Source organism: Candidatus Obscuribacterales bacterium (genome assembly GCA_019744775.1).
Taxonomy (GTDB): Bacteria; Cyanobacteriota; Vampirovibrionia; order Obscuribacterales; family Obscuribacteraceae; genus SBAT01.
On sequence record JAIETZ010000002.1, the window covers coordinates 42,007 to 65,686 of the forward strand.

Below are 23,680 nucleotides of genomic sequence, written 5' to 3' on the forward strand. Positions count from 1 at the left end.
TAAACGAAATTAGTATAAATATATGCTCTGAGTTTAATGTTGCTACGCCAAAGAGTCGTAAAGCGGCTCAAAACTGATTGCCGTCTGGAATATTGCCAGCCAAACCCAGCACTCTTTCCTTGAATTCTCGAATGTCCCGGTCATAAGGGATATTCAAAACTGCGCCTTCAGGAGCATGAAAAACGAGACTTCCCTTCTCATAAGTAGCGGTGATAACGCCGCGATTCATTTCAGCAATGAGCACGGCACACTCTTCTGAGCCACAATATTTCGCGGCAATCATGGCTATGGTTTCGCCCTTCTTCACAGTGTGCGAAGCTTGTTGCATTGCCTGCTGAACAGCTGCCTTCTGCTCATCCTTTTTATCGCTCTCACCCTTGTTTTTATCCGAATCTTCATCTTTGGATTTGGCTGGTGTGAACTCTCGAAGTCTCACATTTAGCAACTCGTCAATTTCTGCTTCGGTCAATTTTTTTGATGGACTGTCTTGAGCTATGTGCACAACTGGGGTTCGCTCAATTGGCGCCGTGAAAAAGCTGCGAGCAATCTTGACCGCTTCTTCAGCGCGTCCTAGCAAATCCGTCTTAATTTGCTTGAATTCGTCGAGTAAATTGACGCATCTTTCTTTCAAATCAGCATGTCTTCGATCGATGTCATCGTTGCGTTTTAAGTTGTCGAGCAACTGCATTTTTACTGCGTGACCAAGCTCTTGCCGGACGTCGGGTTGAACTTCAGGACGCTTGCTGAGATCTTGAGCCCACGCGCTCAATTCCTTCATAGCAGCCGCTTTTGGAGCATCCAGAACATTGGAAATTGTCTCCTTCAAACCATTGAATTGTTTGCTTGTAAGCTCAGTCCAAAGATCAACGTGCTGCTTGAAGTTTGTGGCAATTTGCTTGAACTCATTTTTGTCGAACAATCCAAACGCATCGTTCATGCTTCGCTGAGTATTTTTGTCGGTTAAGACAATTTCTTGACCGCCTTTTTCCGGCAAGTGAAGCTTCACGGCATCACCCGAAATGTGGACATCAAGACGTCCAGCTGCCACTCCCTTGTCACCGCCGATGATACCAAGTCTTTCGCCTTCACGACCTTCTCCTGGACGGCGACCTGCGTCCATTCGCGACTCGGCTCCGCCACCGCCGCCCATGCGAGAACCCGCATCACCACGGACTTCTGGGACTTTTTGTCCGGCGTCCAATCGAGCATCCGGAACCTTGTGTCCGACATCAGATCGAACGTCTCCGCGAACATCGCCCCGAACATCTTTGGGATCAATTTTGTCGCCGCGACCGCCGACTCCGACTTGTTTGCTATCCAACAAAATCGCGTCAATACCCTTGTCTATCTTTTGCTCGAGTTGCTTGCCGCCTTGAGCATCCGTTGGCTTTCCAGCAGCAATTGGATCTTTCTCGATCTGGCGTGGCGAGCGGTCTTGAGCCACGTCGGCTGATTTGACTATTTGATCTGCTGCGCGTCCAGCAGGTTGTTCTTTGGCGCTATCTGATGACTTTGCTTCGCCTCTGGAAGGCACGTCTTTTGGACTTTCTTGCCTTGAGCCGCCATCGCGGGTGGTATCACTTCCTCTTACCGATTCAGGAGCTTTGGCTCCGTCCGAAGTGCGTGCTTCGGGGGAACGTGTCACATCTGATGACTTTGGTTGCGCGTCACTGGACTTGGGATCGGCTGCGCGAACATCCGAAGTTTTAGGACCATCCGAACTTCCTTTCGGATCTCCGCCTCGTCCAGAACCGGCATCACCTCTGGATTCCGGAGCAGTTACCGCTGGACCTTTTTCTCTTGGCGCGGCTTCCCCGTCACCACCTTTTTGCGCTCCGCCTCGACCAGTTGGATTGTCTCCGCCACCGCTTTGTCCGCCTGCAGATGTATCCTTACCGGCTTTGCTTTCTGGTTGAGACACACCGATATGCTCAGATTGCTTGCCTGTCGACTCTGAACTTCTGGTCTTACTTTCACTTTGCTGAGTCTGTTGCTCTACCGGTCTCGATGGCTTTTCCGGCGCTTGAGTTTTGCCGGCATCGCCAGCTTTCTCGGGAGCTTGATTTGAAGCTTTGGTGTCGCCACTCGAACTACTCTCTTTTTGTTGCGACTTCTCACTTGAGGAGCTGCTACTCGAATCTCTCTGCGCAGCCTTCTCCTGTTTGGTTTCAAAAGATGGTTTCTCAGGAATGGCGCTGGTCTCACGTACCAACTTATCATGCACCGACTTTTGTGATGGTTCCGATCCACCATCTCGTTTAAGAGCATCAAAGGACGATAATGGCTTATCTTTTCCTGTTCCGTCTTTAGACATCAACCCACCTATAACTGCTAGCGAGACTTCTTAGACGCATCGTCTATTTCTTTCAAACTCACCTTGATTAGAGGTACAACATCTTGTGGTGCGCCTGCGGAGAGAGACTTAAGCAGGGCAGCCCTAGCATCCCCGTATTTTCCAAGTTGGAACAATGGAGTAGCTAAGCCATTCCAATACTTCCAATTGGCCGGATCCAATTGCGTTGCGCTCCTAAATGCAGATGCCGCACGTTGAATGTCGCCAGATTTGTCCCTTTTTACGAGACAAAGTCCCACGTTGAAAAAATACCTTGGATCATGCGAATAAAGCGATAATGCCTCATCATATTTTCTAATCGCTAAATCGTATTTTTGTTGGTCGGCGTACTTATTACCAAGGTCGTACGAAACATTTGCTTGGCTCCAGGTCCTTCGACTACCAATTCCAGGGAACTCTCCATTTTTATACGCATATCCGTCGAGTGAAATTACCAGACACAGGACCAAACCAAGAATCAGCTTGGCTGAGTGAAGCTGGAAAAAGGGACGACGAGCCATGGCACACCTCCGTGTCCAATTTAATATACCCATATTATAGGTAGGGATTCTTTTGCGCTAATTAGACTGTAAAGGTCTTAGATTTCGGCGGCGAGAATGCAGTTGGGGGCGGGTTTGCCGTTTTTGTGGAGGTCGTCTAGACGGTGGCGGACGGCTTTCAAGGTGTTTGGGAGTTCCATTTTTATGCCTTGGCGGACAATCCAAGCTGGCACTAGAAATCCGGGATCGATGTTCATCCAGTAGGCGACTTCGGTTTTGCCGTCGGCTTGTGGTGTGAGGGTCCAGCCGCCAGTTAAGCCTTTCAGGGTGCCTCCGACTTTGTGAAAGTCGATGCGTTTGCCTTGCACATAATCGGTGTCGACTACTGCAACTATATCCGGAAGAAGTTTGCCGAGTTCAATTGAGCAGCGCATTCGAGAATGATCTTTTCTGTCTTCGAGAATGTCCACTTTGTGCATTCTTGGATAAATTCCATTCTTAAATTCATAAGGATTCGCAAGTATCGGCCAAATTTTTTCTACAGGCTCGTCAAGCAAAATTCTTCCCAACACTATTTTTTCAGTGCCTGATTCTTTTACTTCCACAACAACTTCGCCATGGCTTAAACGATCTTGTTCTGACTGCGGCAACTGTTGAACAAATGACGCAATGTTGTCCTGCTCGGGGGCAGAGGCTTTCTTTTTTCCTGCTTCATTATTTATGTCAGGCATACCTCTTAATTACCCGCCGGCAGCCTGAAAATCACCAATTTGTCGTCCCTATATTGGCGTTATCTAATCTGCCGGTTCAGCCCGGCTGATATCCTTTTGCGAATGAATACATCACTTTTCCTCTTAAGAAGTTCAATTGTCGGTGCCCTGGGTGGACTCTTGTTCGGCTTCGATACAGCTGTTATCGCCGGTGCGACAAATTCGCTGTCACAGACTTTCCAACTGGGCGCTGCGGCTCTTGGTTTTACGGTATCGAGCGCTCTCTGGGGTACGGTTATTAGCGCGATGTTTGCCGGCATTCCCGGTGAGAAAATTGGCGCGCGTGATGCGCTGAGAATCACAGCATTGCTCTATGTGGTTTCAGCAATTGGTTGCGCTTTTGCATTCGATTGGTGGACGCTCATTGCATTTCGTTTCATCGGCGGATTGGCTATCGGAGCTTCCTCCGTACTCGGTCCAATTTACATAGCAGAACTTGCGCCGGCAAAATGGCGTGGTCGACTGGTCGGACTATTCCAAGTCAATATAGTTGTAGGGATACTGTTGGCGTATTTCTCAAACTACATAATTGGCTTGCAACAATTTGGTTTAAATGAATGGCGCTGGCAATTGGGCGTCTCCGGTATTCTAGCTATATTCTTTTTAGCGATGCTCTTCGGTATTCCTCGCAGTCCTCGTTGGCTGGTCAGCAAGAATCACACAGCAGAAGCATTGTCCGTACTTCACTCAACCGGTATTGAAAATCCGGAGCAAGAGCTTCAATCAATTGAGAATTCGCTCGGTATGGACAAGCTTGCAGAGAAAGAACCACTGTTCAACCGACGTTACATGAAGCCTATTTTGCTGGCGCTTTCAATTGGCATTTTCAATCAACTGTCAGGCATCAATGCCATTCTCTATTACCTCAATGATATTTTTGCTCAAGCAGGATTCAGCAAGATGTCGTCCGACCTGCAGGCAGTGGCGATTGGACTGACAAATTTGATTTGCACACTTGCTGCAATGACAGTAATTGATCGTTTCGGTCGTAAACCGCTTCTATTAACAGGAGCAATTGGAACAGCATTTTGCTTGTTTGGTGTTGCGGCTGTCTTCTATACCCATCAGCATCAAGCGATGTTGCTGTGGTTCCTCGTTGGATTCATTGCGTTTTTCGCCATTTCGCAAGGTGCTGTCATCTGGGTCTATCTGAGCGAAATATTTCCTACGCGCGTTAGAGCGCGAGGACAAAGTCTTGGTTGCTCGGCACACTGGATAATGAATGCCATTATCTCCGGTGTATTTCCAGTTTTGGCGAAGACGTCCGGTGCTGTTCCGTTTGCGTTTTTCGGATTGATGATGCTCTTGCAATTCGTGGCAGTATTGTTCTTCTATCCAGAGACAAAGCAAATCTCGCTCGAGAAACTACAAGAGTCTCTTGGTTTAAGTGAAGAAAAGTCAGTAGTTGTTCATCACTAAACGACTATAACGGCATCGAATAGCGGACAACTTTGTACGTTTCAAATTCCGGGATTGGTCGGGTCGCCTTGGTCAACTTCATGCCCTGACGCTCGTAGAATTTACGGGCAAACGCATTAGGCTCGTATACCCAGACAGTAATTTCATTAAATTTGGCACTGCGCATTTCGTCGCATGCCTTATCAAATAATTTCTTGCCTACACCTGAACCCCAATAGTCAGGCATCACATAGATGTAGTAAAGTTCTGCCGATTTCTTCTCGTCGAGATCTTCGTCTCTTGTAGCGCCGGCAGCAGCAAAGCCTGCGTCAAAACCGTTTAGCTGAGCGATCCATATTGTGCCATCGCCTTGCCCGGCTTTCTCAATATTCGAGTACCACTGCCGCTCTCTATCACTGAATGACTTCTGAGCAACGTATTCTTTCGGAAGTATGTCAGCATAGGCTTTCTGGCGCGTCACCCAGTGCACGCGGGCTACGCGCCCGGCGTCATCGACATTCTTGATTGTCTCGATTTTTATTTGGCTCATTACAAGATACAACTCTGGGAAACCGACAAGATATTAGCACTAATTAGTCTTGGAAGGGAACCAATTTGCTACTTCCAGCATCTTCGCAGTGTTGGAATGTACTTAGCAGCAGGCGGACGAGAATGAAGTCAAAATCGACTTAAGACCGTAGTCTTACTCGTCGTATTCTTCTTCCTCTTCCGATTCTACTTCAGGCTTCTCTGCTTTCCAGGTGCCGACTTTCTTTCTGTTTTGGCTCGTGAATTCAGCAACGTATTTGTCGGTTTTACCGAGACGTTTGCCCTGAGCAAGTATGGCATATTTAAGAATGCCCACAAGGTATTCTTGCAGCGGCAGGCGCATTTGTCCGGCCATTTCTTCTGCAAGTTCCATCATTTTAGGACTTAAATAAAGGCTGACATTGTCTCTGTTCCGTTCAGCCTGAGTTGGACGGGAGCTACGATCGCTTCTGAAACTGCCGCGCTCTCTATCACGGCTGAATCCACCTTCACGACCTTCGCGATTCTCGCGCGGACGTCTTGGAGCATCACCTTCGGAGTCGCTCTGGAATCTATTGCGATAAGGTTTGTCACCTGAATCTTCTCTGCGGAATTTATTGGCGAACGGCTTGTCTCCCGATCTCGGGCGAAATGGTCTTGCGCCTTCACCATTTTCAGAGCGTGAGCGGTATGGTCTTCCTGTGCCGCCTTCACTACCTTCAGAGCGCGAGCGGTATCTTCCTGCACCACCCTCACCTTCCTGAGAGCGCGTGCGGAATGGCTTCCCACCACTTTCAGAGCGAGAACGAAACTTTCTTTCACCGTCACCGCCTTCGGAACGTGAGCGGAATTTTCTTTCGCCGTCTCCGCCTTCAGAACGTGAACGGAATGGCTTGCCTGAACCGCCAGAACGTGAGCGGAAGGTTTTACCTGCACCGCCTTCACCACCCTCAGAGCGCGAGCGGAATGGCTTACCGGAGCCGCCTTCACCACCCTCAGAACGTGAACGGAAAGGCTTGCCGGAGCCGCCGGTTCTCTTGCCACCGAAGGACTTGGGACCGCGTCCACGTCCGCCTCCTCCAAATGATTTACCTGATCCCCCACTTCTGGGCTTGTTTCCGCGCGGCTTCTTTTGCATTGCTTTCACTCTTAATATGGTTTCCAACTGCCGAATTATACTCGAAAGATACACGATGATTACCGGTTGTAGTGTTTGATTAAGCGCCTTATTGGTGCTTCTACGATAGACAATGCGCCCAATGCTTAAGAAAATTACGGCATTAGCTAGCGGGGTATAAAAGATGGCTACTGAAAGTTTTTCCGATCAACTGGTATCCGCACTTCAACCGACAGGCGACCAAAAGGAAGCAGCATGCGCGGCATCCAAACGATTAAGCGAAAACGTCATGGCTGTGTCCAAAGACAACAGCGATATCAACTATCAAATGAACAACGGTAGAGTCGAATGCTATCCACCGCCTATTACTCCGCGCTGTCGCTTCGAAGAAATTCCACCGGATTCTACTATCGTAACGAAAAGCGTCAATGACATGATTGCGCGTGAGCAATCAATGCACAATGACTTAAGCCAAATATCTCCTGTCGTTGCAGCTGATCCTAAACTAGCGAAAGAGTTGAACGAAGTTAACAATCGTCTGCAGTCTCTCGAATTGGAGACCAATAAGCTTTATGAGTTAACTTCAGCAGAAAGATATAACGAAGGCGCCATCGACAAAGAAAACAGAGTCATCGGCAAACTCACTAAAAGCCTAGAAGAAAGTCGCAAGACTCTTTCCAGAGATATGGGATGTGACGCCAATGATGCGCAACGCGACCTCGTAAAACCTGAACATGAAACTGTATCCTGCGATGTTGCGATGAAACCAAAACAAGTCTGGAAGCAGATAGGCACCTTCGATGCCTTACCGTGGCACCCAGGAATTCAGTCAGGAAGTCTTTCGGAAGACGGCAAGATTCGTTCGCTAGTCGCAGACGGTGGCGCCCCAACATTTACCGAGGAATTGATCGGACAGGGCGAAGACCGCAAAACAGGCGAACGATATTACACCTATAAAATGGCTGGAGGCTTGCCTGTACAACCGATTTCCACATTGCGAGTCGAACCTCACGGCAAAGGCAGTCGCATCACATGGACAGCCGAGATGGATTTAAGCGATCTCGATGAGCAGACAGCTCAAGCAGTGAGCGGTGGCATCAAGGGCTTCTACCAGCAGGGACTATCAGCCTTGATGGAAAAGCTCAATAAAAAATAGCCTTTACTCTTTTTCCTCATAGCTTTCACGGTGTCCTTGATATCCTTTGCTCATTAATGAAATCCTCCACCTGAATTGTGCACAGAATGCACTGGGTTCAAAACCGATGGAGGACCGCAAAACTACCAGGCGACTTCTTTGTCGGACTTAATGCCGTCTTCAAATGTATCGATATTCAGTGAGTTTTCCTTCGCCTGAATGCAAAGGAAGTAGAGATCGTCGTTGGAATTGTTACGCAGGGTTCTGCTCCCACCCGTGGAAATGCGCACTATGGAGCCTTCCTGCACATCAAATATTTGTCCATCAATTTGCATCTGTCCTTTGCCTTTAATAAAGACATACGACTCTTCATTTTCTTTGTGCTGATGGTAGAAAGGCACGGCAGCATTAGCAGGTAGCTTGTTCATAGATATCTGCATGCCTGTCAGCCCAAGCAATTCTTTGATAAATAGTTTGCCGCGGACTTTTCTGTTAACTGCCGGCACTTCGAGCTTATAAGAGTCCAGCTCGGCTAGCGGACCCACATCAATTGCCGTAAAGTTAACCCCAGCAAGGGTTTTGACGTCTGCATCTTGTAAAACTGTCATGGCTCAATCTCCTTATTCATTTCTGTACCATACAGTACAGAATAGATCGCAATCTGGTAAAATGTCAATTAATTCTGTACTGATCGGTTAAAAATGAGTAAGGGTAGACCAAGACAGTTTGATACTGACAGCGCGCTGGATGAGGCAATGCTGGTTTTCTGGCGCCTGGGCTATCGCGGAACTTCACTGGATGACCTTACGGAAGCAATGGATATTAATAGGCCAAGCCTCTACGCCGCGTTCGGCGACAAAGAGAGGCTATTTCTAGCAGCGATTGATCGTTATAAAGAAAAACACTTATCCGGCCCAATGAAGAAATTGCTCGTCGCTGAGAATTTGCAAAAGGGTCTACCGACATTTTTCAATTCAATGCTGTCAGTAATAGTCAACGACGATAACCCGCCTGGATGCATGATTGCCTGCCTCCTAAGCGAAGAATGTTGTGAGTCGGAAGTGATACAGGCAAAACTTGCTGACTCGATCAAATCAGCAGATGCATTGTTCACGCGCGTTCTTGAAAAACATGCCGACGAGTTAAGCGCCAACCTAGACCCAAGCTCAGCCGGCAGACTGATGACGACTACTCTTCACGGCATTTCCATTAGATCTCGCTCGGGAGCAAGCAAGAAAGAATTGCAGGGCATTGCCCAGTCATATATAAAAGTAGTTTTGCGCTAGTTGGTTGATTAACTAGTCGATCAGTTAGTTAAACCAGACAGCAAAACCTGGGAATGAATGACCAAAGGCATTCTGCAAATTGCGCCAGGTTTCAATCTTGGTCGTCTCGCCTTTCTCCAGATATGGAGCGGCAGCTGGTCCTTGCACCCACAAGACCAAATCTAACTTTGTCGGCTCAAGAAACACCCTGCGCAAGTTGACGCCACGGCCATCGCCACCACGCCAGAAGGCTAATAGCAGTTTGCCCTTCAATACTTGATCCGATTTGTCCATCAAATCCAACCAAGCAGTGACCATTTCATTGGTCACATGCACATTTGGAATAACACCAGTTTGCAATGGATTCGGTATCCATTCATGGTCGTCATCGGTTTCGGCCATGATGCTCGTCCACATTGCCTTGCTCTGTCCAACCATTCCTTCAAGATGGTGCAGCGCAGAAGCCATTCTCTCAGGCTCAGCAATATCCCAGCGAATCAAATGAATGATAGCGACGAGATCAACAACATCCAGATCACTGCCGCGCAAAGCATGGATATGCTTGCCGGTATTTAGAAATGTATAGGGAGTATCAACCTTCTGAAAGAAAACATGAGCAGTGCATTCAAACATTTCTTTGGTGTTGTAAGCCAGATAAATTTGGCAGAACGACGAAAGCAAATGACAATAGCCCTGCAACCAGTGCACATCGCCACGATCAAAAGTAATCGTAAATTGCTCGGCCTTCTGCAATTGCATTTCGTAGTTGTGCGTCAAATCAGCAAAGAGCTTCCACAACACTTCATCTTGCTCACACTTGCCATTGCCATTTACATCAAAACGAATTAAACCAAAATGCAGAGGCAGTTTCACTTTGGGATCTTTAATGCCTTCAAGCGTTGCATTGGCTTTCTCCAATTTGCCTATGAACATTTCAAATATGCTGCGGGCATTTGTATAGGCAAAAGTTTCCGGATTAGGATTACCGCCAACCGGCAAGCGAAGAAATGGCACATTCATGCCACCACCAAGATTGTCACGCATGCCGTACTTGTAAAAGCTTTGTGTTAAATGCTCAACTGCCAACAAGAATTGCGTGACTGCCAAACCAAATCGCAATTGATCATCTTTTGGTCTGCGCTTCAATTCAGCATCGATTGCCTTTTCACCTTCAGCCAAGTTGCCGGCAAACAAATACTTTTCGACAAAACTCGGACGGACTGGTTTGCTTACGACAGTCGGTACTGGCGCATTTTTGTTGGCCGCGCCTTTCTCAGCTGACACTGCAGCTAAGGCAAACGGCAAATTGTTGGATAGCAAAAGCCCGACCAACAATAAACAACAAAAGAAACGACGAAAACTCATAAGCCTCCCACACCGCGAATCCGGTTACTGCCCTGCTTTCAGCGCCTTAAATTATAAAACAACTTGACAATTGGCTCAGTCTCGCTTGCCTTAGAGAAATTGAAAGCGGCATAGGGACTGGCTGTCAGCTAATTGGGCATAAAGATATTTAGGCAAGCAATTACGTCTATAGCAACTACATCATAGTTGCCTAGCGAGGCGCATCTTTGATTCTCTACCCCTCCTTAGCTCTACTCTTTTCATTTGCTTGGATAGCTATCATTCGCATCATTGGCTGTCCAACCAGAAGCATTCGCATTGGCAAGGTAATTGTATTTGCCAATTTAGCTCTATTGCCTGTGTTTATCGCGTCGCTGCCTTTGGACAATTCGTCTATAGTAAATGGCGCGATTTTGTGTCTAACGACAACAGCACTACAAACTGTCCTTATTAGATCATTCGCTCAAGTACCGGGGCGCAAAGCATTCATAGCATCGCTTCTTATGAATGCCATCACCTATAGATTTTGGATTACCTGCAGTATCAACGCAATGGTATTGCACGAAGTCGTAAGAACATGCCTCACTCTGCCAACATGCATTGTTTTAAGTGCAGCAGCGGCAGATCTTTTCAAGATCAATCTCAAACCATTGCTGAGTACCTTATCTGTTGGGTTCACCGCGGCTCTCATGGCCGGCAGTTGCGGGGTGCTTATTTACTCAAGACGATTCTGGAAGATGTGCATTCTTTTTGTAGGTCTTTTGGAGCTATTGATAAAACACTACAGATCAAAAGAGGGGCTGAAAACCAACTACGCATTATTGCTTCGCGACTGCACGTTGGCTGCGCTGCCATTCTTAGTCAACTTCTGGCTGCACGAAGCATATTTCGCTGCAGAAAGTAGACAATTACACAATTGGGTGCAGGGACTGATGACCACGTGGTTTTTGATTCTTCCCGTAATTGTCTTGGGTAAATCGCTGATTCTTCGCTACATCGTGCGCTGGGGAAGTTTTGGACGCTGCTGTACAGATGCGTTATTAATGACTCTACTTGGTCTGTCTCTAGTAGGAGTCGACCCAAGCTTTGGTGACTCCGGACTAATAATGCGAATAGTCGGCGTACCTCATGGTGATTTCAGTGTACTGGAAAATTTGGAACGCCACACTGCCAGTCTCAATGTTTTACTTACTAATGATCTGAAACTGATCCTTTTTCAATCTACAACTCTCGTTTGGCTACGCAAACAGAACTTCCTTTGTGCCTTCCTTGCAGCAGCAATAACAGATACATATTTCGGTATAGGCTTCGTGCTTCTTTTTTTACCTGCCGTATTTCTTCGACAAGTGCCCGGTTGGTATCAACAATCAGCCAAAGCCAATGAATCACGCGGCAAACTTTTAGAAGCATACGAACTTTTAAAGACGGCAATAAGGGCCGAATCAATTTTCCCGGGCAATTGCAATCCATGGCTTGGCAATATGTATCTTGCAATAGGCAATGTCGCACTTAGACGTGGCAATACTGCTGATGCGGAGACAAAATACAAATTCGCCTTATCCAATTACATCAATACCTATGGTTATTTTGATGACTCATTAATGCCTTCGCTTTTGGCATTGAAAAACATATCCATCCAAAGGCAAAACCACATGGCTCGCGACTGGTACGACCATTGGCTTAAAACAATAGAACGCAAAGTAACAACAGATGCAGTGTCCGCCAAAGACAAGGCAGAAATTCTCGCACGCGCCGATAACTTATTGACGGGCGATTACAAAGTGGTGTCCACACTTCAACTCTATGCCAAATTGTCTGTATTAATGATATTGCCAATTGCAATTCTCATCAGCATCACAGCCTGGTGGGTACCTGAATACTTCTTCCGCGTGACAAAGAACATATCACTATTTGAAAGATGCATTGAATTCCAAAGGCCGGCGATTGGTTCGGATGAATGGTATAGATAAGACTGGGCATGTACTTTCCCAATCCAAACCTCAAAAACTTCGCGGTCGAAATTTTCAAACACTGTTAGCATCTAGTTATTCCGATGGATTAAAACCTGTCAGAGATGAATATCCACCACATCGATTCGGATATGTGGACAAGAAAGGGCAACAAGTAATTCCCTGCAAATTCGATAATGCAATGTCCTTTTCTGAAGGATTGGCGCCGGCAAAAACCTTTGGTCTCTGGGGTTATATCGATAAGCAAGGCAATTTCATAATTCAGCCTCAATTCAGCGAAGCTCAACCTTTCCATTTAGGACAGGCTCTGGTTTTGCCAGGATATGGTCCCTACCAAGAAAAAGCACGCAAGTCTGGAAATGGTCCATAATTCTCGAAATTGTCCTGTATTTATATCTTTTCTATCCCTTTAAGGATAACCAAGGTATAATATATGCGTGGACTTCGAATTTGATCCCGCAAAGAGTCAATCCAACAAAGAAAAGCATGGAATCGATTTTGTTGGAGCCCAGCAGATCTGGGATGATCCCGATAGATTTGAATTACCAGCTCGAAGTGATGACGAACCAAGACATCTAATGATTGGGAAAATTGATAATAAACATTGGTCGGCATTCTTCTCATTTAGACTTCAAAAAATAAGACTCATATCCGTAAGACGATCAAGAAAAGAAGAGAAAGAACTCTATGAAAGCTAAAGACCTCGATAAAAAATTTGATAGCGGCGAAGATATTTCTGCTTATCTGGACAAGTCAAAAGCACGACGTCCTGGACATGAGCAACAACGAGTCAACGTTGATTTTCCGGTATGGGTCGTTAATGCATTGGATTTGCAAGCTAACCGACTTGGCGTCACGCGACAATCAGTAATCAAAATGTGGATTGCCGAACGGCTCGATCAATTGCACACAGGCAACACATGATCCATGAAAATCAAAGTTAGCTAGCCATCCTTGTCCTATACCCAAGGTAAGACTTGTCCAGAACCTGTCCGTCCTGGGTATATCTACTTAGGCTGAACGACGGGAGAATCTTTAATGTCACACGACAGGCAGAATAAGGCTGAGCAAAACTTCGACAAGGGTGACCAACAAAATACCCAACTGCAAGGGGATGGAAGTAATTTGACTTCATTCCTGCAAAGTCTGACAAGCAAAGACTATCAGGAAGCTTTGTTGGCCCAAGCGCCACCTGAATCTCGAGCGCTCGGACCCAATGAACAAGCCTATTGCACCGGCACCTTCAACGGACAACCTTTAATGGTGCGCTTCACGCCAGGCTATGATCCCCGCGAGCACAAGGGTGAGAAGAATACCCCAAACACTGTTTATCTTGAGCCAACTAAAGGTCAAAACCCCTACTACAATTGTCTAACTAATTGTCACTACGACAAAAACGGCAATTTAGTAGGGACTCCTGCTCATGCTTACATGGAAAATGGACGACCGTACGCCTATATTCCGCCGGGCACCCCGGAAGTAACGATGAAAAACCACTTCCCGGACGACAAGAAATCCAAATCAGCCAGCGCATAGGCTCGACAAAGAATCTACATAACCCCGTGCGCAGTTAACAGCGTCGGACCCGGGACGATTGGTGCTGGGATAAAAGATTGTTGTTGCTGTGTCGGCTTCCGAGGCTTGTATCTCTCTTTCAACTGCTGAATGGTGGCAGTCAAAGGCGGCTTAGACATGGAAAGGCGAAAGCCGTAATAAAGTCGAAAGTCGATGCCGGAAATTCCGGGTGTTCCCTTCGATGCAAAGTTGAATACAGGTTCTGCGCGGATAACAGAAACCAAACCGGGCAGTCGTTTACTAACTTGCCTGTCTAATTCAAAATCCAAAACTATTGAATCATTATTGACTGGTATCAACGCATTACGACCAAATGGTTCGCGGAAGTTTTGCAAAAAGGTGCCTGTAGCTGAGAAAGACCAGCCACCTTTTTGGTAATACATTCCTGCCGTATAGAAAGGATCAAGCTCACGCATAGGTCCGCCGAGGACATTTTTAAAACGGACTTGCAATACAGCATTCAGATAGACAATCAAATTCGGCGTCATCTGTCTTTGCAAAGTCATAGCCGGCAATAAGTCAAAGACTCCGGGCTGACCTGTCTGCCATAATTCGCGCATTTGATATTGAGGCTGCAAGGTGTACTTACCAAAATTGATGTTGTATTGAACGCCCGGTCCTATCGAATGAGTATTTGAATTGAGCACGGAATTGCTAATAAGCGAATCACGCAGGAAAAAGTAGTTAACGAAGAATTGTAGGTTGGATGTCGGCGCCCAACCAGCGGTCAAGTTAGGGTTGATACGGTTGACGTTGTCGAAAGAATTGACTTCACTCAACATCCTCAACACTTGCAGTTGATCAGAAGGATCCATATCAGCAAATAGAGTGCCGGGAGGAACCTCCTGCTGCAAAATTGTCTTCTTCGGAGGAAATTGAAAAGGATTTGTCTCTATACGAAATGTCGACTCAGTACTCGAAGAAAAATAAAATTGAGACGGCAACTTTTGGAAAAGTCGAAGTTGCATATCATGGGCAAACGGTGTTTGAGATTCTCCACCATGACCAGGAATTGGAACAAGCTCAGTAGGCAATACAGTAGTCTGCGCTGAAGCAGCATGTCCACAAAACAAACAGAGAAATGTTGCCACCAAAAAATTGGTAGCCGGTCTTTCAATGTTGATGGGTCGAGATAGCAATGCGCCCCTCGTCGATATATACCCGATATACTTTTGCGCCCACAATCATAAGAATGGTCTCATGTCGATCGGGCATTTTCAAGACCTAATTACTGCACAGCAAGCAGTGCGGCCATTGATTTGAACATGCGATTCATAGTCTGTTTGTCCTGCGGACTTTCAGACGTAAGCAGCGAATCAAGTTGTGGTGCATTATCTAAAGCAGAAATTGGCGAATATGTTGCGTCAAACACATGGACACCTTGGCGTCTACCCAAGTGATGAACTTTATCGCACTGTATTTTTTCACTGGGATTGGCTTTGGCAAACTCTGATTGTTGTGCACTCAAAACCAATTGATGTCCAAATGGTACCGCTAGCGATTCTTTGTTGTTCAAAACAACAGTGACATCACCTTTATGGTTATCGCCGAGATTGTAGATAGCAACATCATCACCAAACTGCACGATAAACACGCAAGCTAAAGGTGCCAAACGAATTTCCGCCAGACGTGTTTGCACAGAAATCTTATTCTCATAAGAGACAAGCACACTTCCTTGTCCCATGTGAATTTTATCGCCATCAATACGTGTTCTTTCCTGACTCAACTCGTCGGGAGTGTCGCCGGAATAACCCATTGAGCCACCGGATCCATCACCGGCAGCAGTTGTTGAATTGCCACCATCAGCAGACGTAGTACCACTGCTTTGTCCGGCATTGCCTGCCAATGCCGTGCCGAGTGTACTTTCAACACTCTTTGCTATGTTTTTTGCGGCTTCCTTAGAATGGATATCGGTTCTTAAATTCCTATCCTTGCCGGTTAAAAGATCATTCTTGCCGGACTCCTGTCTGCTGGAAAAGGATGGTGCGAGTCGTTCAATTGTCAAACGCTCATTAATGCTATTTAGATATGCATGCTCGACAACTGATCTGTTATCAATGCGATTAGTCAAAGTCGAATTGAGTATATTAACAGCCTGAGCCGGGGTGCCTATTCGGCTTTCGATGCTGGTGACAGGGTGACCTATTCTATGTGAAGCCACGCCAAAGCGACCGATGCGGTGGTGTATCGGCCGTCCGGTTATTGGATGCGTGCGAACTACTACAGGCGCAGCGTCGACCGGCACGCTAAACAACGGTACCAATATTACTAGAAGCAAGGAAATCTTGACTGAATTTGCAGTATTCATGCTTTCTATTTTCACCCCCATCCTTACTTTAGTCCATACATAAGCGTAGCTAATTTACGTGGAAACTTCGTGGATATAAGCCTATTTATTAACCGTTCACAACTTGCCGGTTCCCAGAAACAAATAAAGGCGGTCAGCATCGTCCATTGAAACAGCGGAATGTTCAGCAACGCATCCATACCCAAGTGCAATACAACGGCAGATAACAGCACCCACGGGCGGAAACCAGATAAGCGAAAACATGGAAAATTCAATGGACAGTGTCATGTAGGTAAACAACTGACAGGTCCACAAATGGTCAAAAATATACGGCAACGGCCAATGAAATATCTCTGGAATTCTGGCGGCATAGTAGACTGCCGTTCCGTTATGCCAGGTAACGCCTTGCTAAGCTCCAATAGACGATCAACGAAAAGAAGTCTACCTGCACCAGAGACGGCTATTTACAGCGCAAACAAACGCAAGAGTTGATCATGTCCTGGACTCAATATTACATAACGATTAATGTACTTACCTAAGCACTGATGTCAGCCTTGAGCATTTTGTTCTGCTTGAACGGAAAGATTATTTGCGTAGGCTGCAGGATTGTTGGGATCATGATCTACATCACCATTGTTAGCGAACCAGGTACTGGCATTGAGAAGCTCACTAGATGCTTGATACCAAATGCCTTTTGGGGTGCTATAACTGGGCCATCCTGTAGGATTAGCAGCAGCCAAATTAGCAAGATTTGTAAACATCGAGTAGGCTTCGTCAAGATACCTGTCAGGCCGATTCCATTCATTCGCCTTGTCGCTGCCATTATTTTCTGCACACTGTATCAAGCTATTTGCTGCGCCTATAAAATATACTTGTGCCTCAGACCAGATGTTTTCCTTAGCATTTAGACTTGTTACGCAGTTTGCCGCAGAAGTAAAAGCTCCACTGGCTAAAGCTGCCATGTCATTCCCACTACCATCAGAGAATTGAGGGTCAGCTTCAGCAGCACTCAAAAATTGTTTTGCCTGATTCATATAAGCAGTTACCGCCTGACCTGAGTTCTTATCCTGCAGGTCACTGCTTGCTATGGTGCCATAGACTTGCCCTGCACCATAATAAGCACTTGCGGAATCCCAACGCTGGTCAGCTTGAGCGTATAGCTGCCCGGCACTTTGGTAAGCCTTTATAGCTTCATTATTATGACCGGCGCTGCTGTAAAGTTGGGCAGTTTGTTGAACCGCTTGCGCCGCAAAACCCCAGGCACTCTCGGCATCCTTATCGTCACTTTTACTATGCAGCGTATTTGCCACCGTTTCAAAGCTCTGAGCCATTTTACTCCAAGCAGAAATAGCCTCTGCCGTTCCGGTGTTATTGACTACAACCTGCCATGCGCTATTGGCGTATTGCAAATCTTGCTCTATTTCGCCCTTTCCGCTTGGATCTGAACCGGCAAGTTGCAAATAAATATTTGCCGCATTTGTAGCAGCAGTTATTGCATCTTGCTTGTCCCCCTTACCGACATAATTATTTGCCGCATTGTAGTAGGCCAGTGCTGCACTATGCAAATGACCAGCATTTTGATAAGCCTCGGCCGCATCCTTGTAAGTCTGCGCTGCTTCGGATGTGCCACCACTTGCAGCATATGCCGTTGCCGCACTATTGTAAGCTATCGCCGCACTATTATAGGCTGCCAGAGACTCATTGTGATGTCCTGCAATTTGATCAGCCTGCGCTATATCCATGAAGCAGCGTGCAGCGCTCCAGAACATTGGCGCGGCATCACGATTATCATTTACGGCAAGCCAATTTTTCCCTGCATTGTTAAAATCCTCGGCTGCTTTATGAAAATGATCGTTGCTTTGATATAAATTTGCCGCAAAGTTGAAAGCATTTGCCGCCTCATTATGATGACCGGCAAGGCTATAGTTTTGTCCAGCACCCTCTTCAGCTGCAGCCTGACCTAATGCATTGACAGCAGTAGCGAAGTTCGACGCCGCACAACTATAGGCATTGGCCGCTTCGTTGTGGTGCCCGGCTGCTGCGTAGGCCGCTCCGGCATTTTCATATGCTTGCCCTATGTTATTGTACGCCTGAGCGGACGTGTCACCACCAAAAACCACATTGTCGTAATTCGACACCGCATTCTCGTAAGCAGCAGCTGCCTCATTGTGGTGTCCTGCCGCCATTAACGCAGAGCCCTGATTGTTATAGGCTTGCGCAATATTGTCCCAGGCCTCTGTTGTTTTGTGTCCCTGCCAGATTATATGGCTATAGGCCTGTGACGCATCGTAATAAGCAGAAGCTGCTTCGTTGTGATGTCCGTCTTGCATAAAAGCAGCACCGGCATCACTGTAAGCAGCACCGGCTTTATTGTAATGACCGGCTGCTTCATAGGCTGCTGCAGCCTTTTCATAAGCCTCTCCAGACTCATGGTGATGACCGGCATTTGCGTAGTCCTGTGCTGCAGTCTCAAATGCAGCTGCCGCTTCGTTATGATGTCCAACTGCCATGTAAGCAGTCCCGGCATTTTCGTAAGCAGCCGCTGCTTCATTGTGATGGCCGGCTTGACTATATAGCTGCGCGGCATTCTCGTAAGCAGCCGCCGCCTCGTTGTTATGACCTGACTGGCTAAACTGCTGCCCGGCGTTATCATAATTTTGCGCGGATTGATTATAATGACCGGCTTGATTTAAGAGCTGCGCATATCCATCGTAAGCCTGTCCGAGTGCGTTATGATCGCTGGTCTGTTTAAGTTGCTGGATTGCATTCTCATATGCTTGCGTGGCTTCACTGGGGTGTCCTGCTTGACTGTAGTTGGAGCCTGCATCAGCGTAAGATTGACCAGCCTTGTCGTGATGATTGCCTTGCAGATAAGCACTTGCTGCCCCGGCATAAGCAGAAGCTATATCGTTATATATTGTCGGAGTAGCCGGCATCCCTCCAGGTACACCAGGTAAATTGATCATATTGCTGAAGTTCTGTGCAGAATTTTCGAAGGCTTGCGCTGCTTGATTGGGATGGCCGGCAGCAGTTAAGGCCTGCCCAGCCATCAAATATGCCTGCCCAGCATTTCCATAGTCTGCCTGCGATTGGCTGGGTAAGCCATAATCATTTCCTTGTGCCTGCTGAATAGCAGCTTGAGCTACACTCTCCCAGGTTTGCGCCGCTTCTGTTCCATATTTTTGCGCGTTGGCCGTGTCGCCGGCCTTGTTATAGGCTTCCGCTGCCTGCGTAAACGCACCTGCAGCTGCTGAACCACTTAGGTAGGTGGTGCCGGCTTCAACATAATTGGAAGCTGCATTTTCATAGTTTTCATGTGCTTTGTTTAGATGTCCAGCATTAGCATAAGCCTGCGCTGCACCATAATAGGCTGCTCCAATTCCATCAAGTGTATTGCCATCACCGGCACCCGAATTAAACACATTGCTTAAAATGCCTGCTGCGTTTTCATAAGCACTTGCAGCCTTGTTGTAATGATGCGCCTCACTAAAACATTTTCCAGCATCACTATAGTACGTTGCTGCATCAAGTGGGTCTTGGTTGTTGTTTGCATTCGCACCCGCTTGCGCATAAGCTGTCGCCGCATTTTCGTAAGCTGCTTCTGCTTTGTTGTTATGTCCGGCATTGTCATAAGCCTGTGCTGCAGCAGCGTAGGCTTCAGCAATGTAAACGTGCGTGCCTGGCAGCCCACCAGAGGAATAATAGTTGTTCAAAAAGCTGGCACAATTTTCGTATGCTTGTGCAGCTTGATTGTAATGGTGCAAATTGTTGAATATTTGCGCAGCGTCGCTGAAATAGGTGGCCGCATTGGCAGTGTAATAGTTGCCACTCTCAGCCTGACCAGCGTTATTGTAAGCTGTCGCTAGATTTTCATAGGCTTGATCTGATTTATCACCCAGTATATTTACCACCACAGAATAGTTGTTTGCTGCATTTACATAGGCTTGACCTGCCTGATTAGGATGACCGGCAGCAGTAAAGGCGACCCCTGCATTTTCATAAGCCTGCGCCAGATTGTTATAATCCTGTACTGATGAGGCGCCGCCAACATTTATCGCCCCACTAAAGTAAAGCGCTGCACCCTCGTAGGCTTGCGCAGCTTCATTATGATGACCTGCAGCTGTGTAAGCCGCCCCGGCATTTGCGTAGGCTTGCGCTGCGTTATCGTAAGCTTGAGCCGAATTGTTATTTTCGAGATTAACCACCGCGCTGTAGTTTAGCGCTGCATTGTTGTAGGCTTCAGCAGCCTCGTTGTTGTGATGCGCATCACTAAAGTTTATTGCCGCATTGTTGTATGCACTACCTGCTTCATTGTAGTGATGAAGCCCACTCAATAATTGTCCCGCATTGTCATAGGCGGCAGCCGCCTCATTATGATGACCACCATTAGCCTCAGCAAGTCCTAAGTTATTGTATTCGTGAGCCTCGTTTGCGGTGTCTTTAACATGAGCATAATCTGTTGCAGAGTTTTGAAAATCTTTTGCTGCAGAATCATACACTTGATGATTCTCGTAAATATTACCGGCGCTATCCCACTCGTGTGCTGCCTGATGATAGTGTCCGCCAGCTTCCTCCTTTTGTGCCGTTTGTTCATCTTGATGTGCTTGTTCCTGCCAACTCGGACCAGAGCCGTGAGCTGATTCGTGATGCGTACCAGATCCCGTTGGATCCGGCACTCCTCCATGAGGTGTCAGCGGCGGTGCTATAGGTATCTTCGTTGTCTCGCTGGTTGCATGGGCTGCCACACCGCCCAATCTTTTGAGCATTTCTTCAGGAGTTTCAGACTGTATAGATGGCAGCTCTTGATAGACAACACTTCCTTTGCGATTGTCCTTGCCCTTCTTATTATTCTTCCTTGCCATAAAATCTTGCCTCTCTTAAAATCCCTTTTCGTGTTATGTCATCTCGTATCGTCACTAAGTGGGCGGACACTGAGAAGCCAATTGCTTGGCTAATTTCTCCCGCTCAGTATCAGGTGGCGTTGTGCCGGCAAAGTAGCCAGCAGCGTCAGCAAGTTGAGACTTTGCCTCAGCCCAAGTGGAAGAAGCGGCACTTCCGCTTTCTAGTCCGGCTGCGGACTTGAAAGCATTGTAGGCGTCTTGCAAATCTTTTTGACCATTTTGAGAGTTACTTTGATCTTGATCTTTGGCCGCTTCTATAAAGTTACTACCGGCATTCTGCCAAGCCTTCGTTGCAGAGTCAGGTTCGTTAGCCTTGCCGTAATATGTTGCCGCATTTTCGTACGCTTGCGCGGCATCCTTGTAGACATGATTAGTATTGAAATCAGAACCGACGTGGTCATAACATTCTCCTGCGTCTCTAAATGCCCTTAGAGTCTCACTGCTATGATCCGGCATTTTCACAAAAGACTGCCCTAAACCAGCATATGCTTCAGCTCGATCTTGCCATTGTTGAGCGGTAGGATCGGCGTCAATTTTGAAAGCTTTCAGGTAATCATTTACCGAATGAGCAAACTGCTCCCCTACCTTCGACAAAGGCTCACCTAAGCTTTGCATCGCTAGACCTAAACCATAGTGTGCTTGAGCTAAACCCATTAAAAGCTGACTTGAACTTTCCTCCGCACCGGAGACAGAATAAAATTCCTGTATAGCGTTATTGAAAGCTGTAACCGCCTCATGATGATGACCTAAACTTTGATAAGCCTGCCCTTGACCTGCATACGCAAGTCCCATTTCTGCATTCTCCTGATTTGTCGGCTGGAGCACGTTATTGAAATTTGACATTGCGTTGTTAAAGGCCGTCAAAGCATCGTTATAATGTCCTGCCCGAAGATAAGCCTCTCCCTGACTAGTGTATGCCTGTCCAATGTTTGCCCAAGCCTGATCTTTAGTGTCACCGCCCTGAACGATTGCGCTATAGGCTCCTGCCTCGTTGCCGTAGGCTTGAGCGGCCTCATTGTAATGGCCGGCTTGACTGAAGGCCTGTCCTGCCTGACCGTAAGCTTCCGCAGCCTGATTGTGGTGACCTGCCCCGCTTAAAATTAGTGCTGCACTGTTGAACTCACCTGCTGCCGCATTTGGATGATTGTTGCTCAGATCGTTTTGTCCATTCATCATGTCAAACGCCGCCTGCGCTCCATTTTGATCACCGGCTTTGCCGAAAGCTTTTCCTGCGTTGTCGTAAGCGTGTGCAGCATCAGTGTGTTGACCGAGTGTGCCGTAGAGATATCCTGCACTGTCGTATGCCTGTGCAGCCTCATTGTGATTGCCTACTTTGCTGAATTCAACACCACCCTCTTCGTAGGATTTCGCAGCGAAAGAAGATAGTCCGGCCTCGCTATAAGCTTGACCTCCTTTTACAAACATTTGGGCCGCATTACTGTAATCATGCGCTGCGCGGAAATCGAGAGCGGCGTGATCAAAGCAGATACCTGCGTCTTTTTCTGCTCTATGTGCTTCACTCTCATGTCCGTTGTTTGCTAAAGAAATGGCCAATTGAGCACATGCTTCAGCTCTATCTTGCCATTGCTGGACAGTGGGCGCATTGTCACCTTCAAAGGCATTCTGGTAATTCTCAACCGCCAATCCGAACTGTCTCTCGCACCCGGATTCACCTAAGTTCTGCATCGCCAACCCTAAACCATAGTGTGCCTGTGCTAAACCCATTAACAGCTGCGTGCCGGGAGTATCCACTTCATTGGAGGCGTTGTGAAAGTCTGTCACTGCTGAATTAAAAGCGGCAATTGCATCATTGGGATGACCCAAGCTTTGATAAGCTCGTCCTTGACCAGTGTAGGCCAGAGCTATATCAACTAATTGCACGGCTGTTGGTTGAGCAATATTGTTGAAATTTGTCAGCGCGTTATTAAACGCCGTCAAAGCCTCATTATGGTGACCGGCATCCAAGTAAGCCTGTCCGGCTTGTTCGTAAGCAACGCCTGACTTATCGTGATGTCCGGCTGCCTCAAATGCTGCTCCCGCATTGTTGTACTCTTGCGCTTCACTTGCCTTGTCGCCGACCTTTGCATAATCTGTAGCCGAATTTTGATAGTCTGTTGCTGCGGAGTTATAAACATCATGCTTGTCGTAAATAGTTCCGGCGGCATCCCAGTCCTTTGCTGCTTGATGATAATGACCGGAGGTTTCCGCCGTTTTAGCTGCTTCTTCGTCCTGAGACACTTGATTGTGCCAATCGGGGGTAGCACCCAGATGTCCTGACTCGTGATGAGCCGGCGGAGTCGTAACCGAATGCGCACCAGCTCCTGTCGGGTCCGGCACTCCTCCTACATGAGGCGTCAACGACGGCGCAATTGGTATCCTCGTCGACCCACTGGTCGCGTGTGCAGCCACACCACCCAATCTCTTGAGCATTTCTGCAGGAGTTTCAGATTCCAGCGAGGGCAACTCTTGATACATAACGCTGCTCTTGGGGCTTGCCTTACCCTTCTTGTTATTTTTCCGAGACATAAAAACATACCTCTCCCAAAGGTCCCATTTTG

The 23,680-nt window shown here is 47.2% G+C and carries 19 protein-coding genes; 8 read left to right on the top strand and 11 right to left on the bottom strand.

The genetic code is table 11. From position 1 onward, the window contains the following. Positions 1-67: 67 nt before the first annotated feature. From K2Y22_03765 to K2Y22_03775, 3 genes are all read right to left on the bottom strand, one after another. Positions 68-2,314: a hypothetical protein gene (locus K2Y22_03765; protein ID MBX9877552.1), complete on the bottom strand. Its 2,247-nt coding sequence runs from the start codon at positions 2,312-2,314 to the stop codon at positions 68-70. Positions 2,315-2,331: 17 nt separating this feature from the next. Further along, complete coding sequence (locus K2Y22_03770; protein MBX9877553.1) at positions 2,332-2,853, bottom strand: tetratricopeptide repeat protein; 522 nt, start codon at positions 2,851-2,853, stop codon at positions 2,332-2,334. Positions 2,854-2,930: 77 nt separating this feature from the next. Further along, entirely contained in the window at positions 2,931-3,563 is a 633-nt protein-coding gene (locus K2Y22_03775) for a hypothetical protein (GenBank protein ID MBX9877554.1), read from the bottom strand. A gap of 102 nt (positions 3,564-3,665) precedes the next feature. On the opposite strand from K2Y22_03775, the gene K2Y22_03780 reads away from it, so the two are divergent. Then, positions 3,666-5,021 carry a sugar porter family MFS transporter gene (locus K2Y22_03780; GenBank protein MBX9877555.1) on the top strand — a complete coding sequence of 452 codons (1,356 nt, stop codon included), beginning with the start codon at positions 3,666-3,668 and terminating at the stop codon, positions 5,019-5,021. 4 nt (positions 5,022-5,025) lie between these two features. On the opposite strand, the gene K2Y22_03785 is transcribed toward K2Y22_03780, so the two are convergent. Beyond that, on the bottom strand, positions 5,026-5,550 hold the full coding sequence (locus K2Y22_03785) for a GNAT family N-acetyltransferase (GenBank protein MBX9877556.1): 525 nt from the start codon (positions 5,548-5,550) through the stop codon (positions 5,026-5,028). Between the two features lie 153 nt (positions 5,551-5,703). Next, entirely contained in the window at positions 5,704-6,666 is a 963-nt protein-coding gene (locus K2Y22_03790; protein ID MBX9877557.1) for a hypothetical protein, read from the bottom strand. A gap of 163 nt (positions 6,667-6,829) precedes the next feature. On the opposite strand from K2Y22_03790, the gene K2Y22_03795 reads away from it, so the two are divergent. Further along, a complete protein-coding gene (locus tag K2Y22_03795) occupies positions 6,830-7,801 on the top strand; it encodes an SRPBCC family protein (protein MBX9877558.1) in 972 nt (323 codons plus the stop codon). Positions 7,802-7,923: 122 nt separating this feature from the next. On the opposite strand, the gene K2Y22_03800 is transcribed toward K2Y22_03795, so the two are convergent. Further along, complete coding sequence (locus tag K2Y22_03800) at positions 7,924-8,388, bottom strand: cupin domain-containing protein (GenBank protein MBX9877559.1); 465 nt, start codon at positions 8,386-8,388, stop codon at positions 7,924-7,926. Positions 8,389-8,481: 93 nt separating this feature from the next. On the opposite strand from K2Y22_03800, the gene K2Y22_03805 reads away from it, so the two are divergent. Next, positions 8,482-9,066, top strand: coding sequence for a TetR/AcrR family transcriptional regulator (locus tag K2Y22_03805; GenBank protein MBX9877560.1), 585 nt, complete (start codon positions 8,482-8,484; stop codon positions 9,064-9,066). A 24-nt stretch (positions 9,067-9,090) separates the two neighbouring features. Here K2Y22_03805 and K2Y22_03810 read toward each other — a convergent pair whose 3' ends face one another. After that, entirely contained in the window at positions 9,091-10,410 is a 1,320-nt protein-coding gene (locus tag K2Y22_03810; protein ID MBX9877561.1) for a hypothetical protein, read from the bottom strand. A gap of 206 nt (positions 10,411-10,616) precedes the next feature. Here K2Y22_03810 and K2Y22_03815 point away from each other — a divergent pair, with 206 nt between their 5' ends. From K2Y22_03815 to K2Y22_03835, 5 genes are all read left to right on the top strand, one after another. After that, positions 10,617-12,359 (top strand): hypothetical protein, encoded by a 1,743-nt coding sequence (locus tag K2Y22_03815; protein MBX9877562.1) that lies wholly within the window; start codon positions 10,617-10,619, stop codon positions 12,357-12,359. Beyond that, positions 12,343-12,729, top strand: a complete 387-nt coding sequence (locus K2Y22_03820) for a WG repeat-containing protein (GenBank protein ID MBX9877563.1) — start codon at positions 12,343-12,345, stop codon at positions 12,727-12,729. The genes K2Y22_03815 and K2Y22_03820 overlap by 17 nt, the downstream gene beginning before the upstream one ends. A gap of 67 nt (positions 12,730-12,796) precedes the next feature. After that, positions 12,797-13,057: a BrnT family toxin gene (locus tag K2Y22_03825; GenBank protein MBX9877564.1), complete on the top strand. Its 261-nt coding sequence runs from the start codon at positions 12,797-12,799 to the stop codon at positions 13,055-13,057. After that, positions 13,047-13,283, top strand: coding sequence for a BrnA antitoxin family protein (locus K2Y22_03830; GenBank protein ID MBX9877565.1), 237 nt, complete (start codon positions 13,047-13,049; stop codon positions 13,281-13,283). Before K2Y22_03825 ends, K2Y22_03830 begins: the two co-directional genes overlap by 11 nt. Before the next feature lie 114 nt (positions 13,284-13,397). Then, a complete protein-coding gene (locus K2Y22_03835) occupies positions 13,398-13,895 on the top strand; it encodes a hypothetical protein (protein MBX9877566.1) in 498 nt (165 codons plus the stop codon). Between the two features lie 14 nt (positions 13,896-13,909). Here the strand turns inward: K2Y22_03835 and K2Y22_03840 are convergent, their stop codons facing one another. The 4 genes from K2Y22_03840 to K2Y22_03855 all read right to left on the bottom strand — a co-directional run bounded on the left by K2Y22_03840 (position 13,910) and on the right by K2Y22_03855 (position 23,648). Then, positions 13,910-15,073 carry a hypothetical protein gene (locus K2Y22_03840; GenBank protein MBX9877567.1) on the bottom strand — a complete coding sequence of 388 codons (1,164 nt, stop codon included), beginning with the start codon at positions 15,071-15,073 and terminating at the stop codon, positions 13,910-13,912. A gap of 89 nt (positions 15,074-15,162) precedes the next feature. Next, positions 15,163-16,242, bottom strand: coding sequence for a hypothetical protein (locus tag K2Y22_03845; protein ID MBX9877568.1), 1,080 nt, complete (start codon positions 16,240-16,242; stop codon positions 15,163-15,165). A 527-nt stretch (positions 16,243-16,769) separates the two neighbouring features. Beyond that, positions 16,770-21,083, bottom strand: a complete 4,314-nt coding sequence (locus K2Y22_03850; GenBank protein ID MBX9877569.1) for a hypothetical protein — start codon at positions 21,081-21,083, stop codon at positions 16,770-16,772. 54 nt (positions 21,084-21,137) lie between these two features. Next, complete coding sequence (locus K2Y22_03855) at positions 21,138-23,648, bottom strand: hypothetical protein (protein ID MBX9877570.1); 2,511 nt, start codon at positions 23,646-23,648, stop codon at positions 21,138-21,140. Positions 23,649-23,680: the final 32 nt, after the last annotated feature.

Excerpts from the sequence above, each read along its gene's own strand:
- K2Y22_03785 (MBX9877556.1), bottom strand. The coding sequence starts at position 5,550 with ATGAGCCAAATAAAAATCGAGACAATCAAGAATGTCGATGACGCCGGG.
- K2Y22_03800 (MBX9877559.1), bottom strand. The coding sequence starts at position 8,388 with ATGACAGTTTTACAAGATGCAGACGTCAAAACCCTTGCTGGGGTTAAC.
- K2Y22_03795 (MBX9877558.1), top strand. The coding sequence starts at position 6,830 with ATGGCTACTGAAAGTTTTTCCGATCAACTGGTATCCGCACTTCAACCG.
- K2Y22_03775 (MBX9877554.1), bottom strand. The coding sequence starts at position 3,563 with ATGCCTGACATAAATAATGAAGCAGGAAAAAAGAAAGCCTCTGCCCCC.
- K2Y22_03820 (MBX9877563.1), top strand. The coding sequence starts at position 12,343 with ATGAATGGTATAGATAAGACTGGGCATGTACTTTCCCAATCCAAACCT.
- K2Y22_03780 (MBX9877555.1), top strand. The coding sequence starts at position 3,666 with ATGAATACATCACTTTTCCTCTTAAGAAGTTCAATTGTCGGTGCCCTG.
- K2Y22_03835 (MBX9877566.1), top strand. The coding sequence starts at position 13,398 with ATGTCACACGACAGGCAGAATAAGGCTGAGCAAAACTTCGACAAGGGT.
- K2Y22_03845 (MBX9877568.1), bottom strand. The coding sequence starts at position 16,242 with ATGAATACTGCAAATTCAGTCAAGATTTCCTTGCTTCTAGTAATATTG.
- K2Y22_03855 (MBX9877570.1), bottom strand. The coding sequence starts at position 23,648 with ATGTCTCGGAAAAATAACAAGAAGGGTAAGGCAAGCCCCAAGAGCAGC.
- K2Y22_03805 (MBX9877560.1), top strand. The coding sequence starts at position 8,482 with ATGAGTAAGGGTAGACCAAGACAGTTTGATACTGACAGCGCGCTGGAT.
- K2Y22_03770 (MBX9877553.1), bottom strand. The coding sequence starts at position 2,853 with ATGGCTCGTCGTCCCTTTTTCCAGCTTCACTCAGCCAAGCTGATTCTT.
- K2Y22_03830 (MBX9877565.1), top strand. The coding sequence starts at position 13,047 with ATGAAAGCTAAAGACCTCGATAAAAAATTTGATAGCGGCGAAGATATT.
- K2Y22_03790 (MBX9877557.1), bottom strand. The coding sequence starts at position 6,666 with ATGCAAAAGAAGCCGCGCGGAAACAAGCCCAGAAGTGGGGGATCAGGT.
- K2Y22_03850 (MBX9877569.1), bottom strand. The coding sequence starts at position 21,083 with ATGGCAAGGAAGAATAATAAGAAGGGCAAGGACAATCGCAAAGGAAGT.
- K2Y22_03810 (MBX9877561.1), bottom strand. The coding sequence starts at position 10,410 with ATGAGTTTTCGTCGTTTCTTTTGTTGTTTATTGTTGGTCGGGCTTTTG.
- K2Y22_03765 (MBX9877552.1), bottom strand. The coding sequence starts at position 2,314 with ATGTCTAAAGACGGAACAGGAAAAGATAAGCCATTATCGTCCTTTGAT.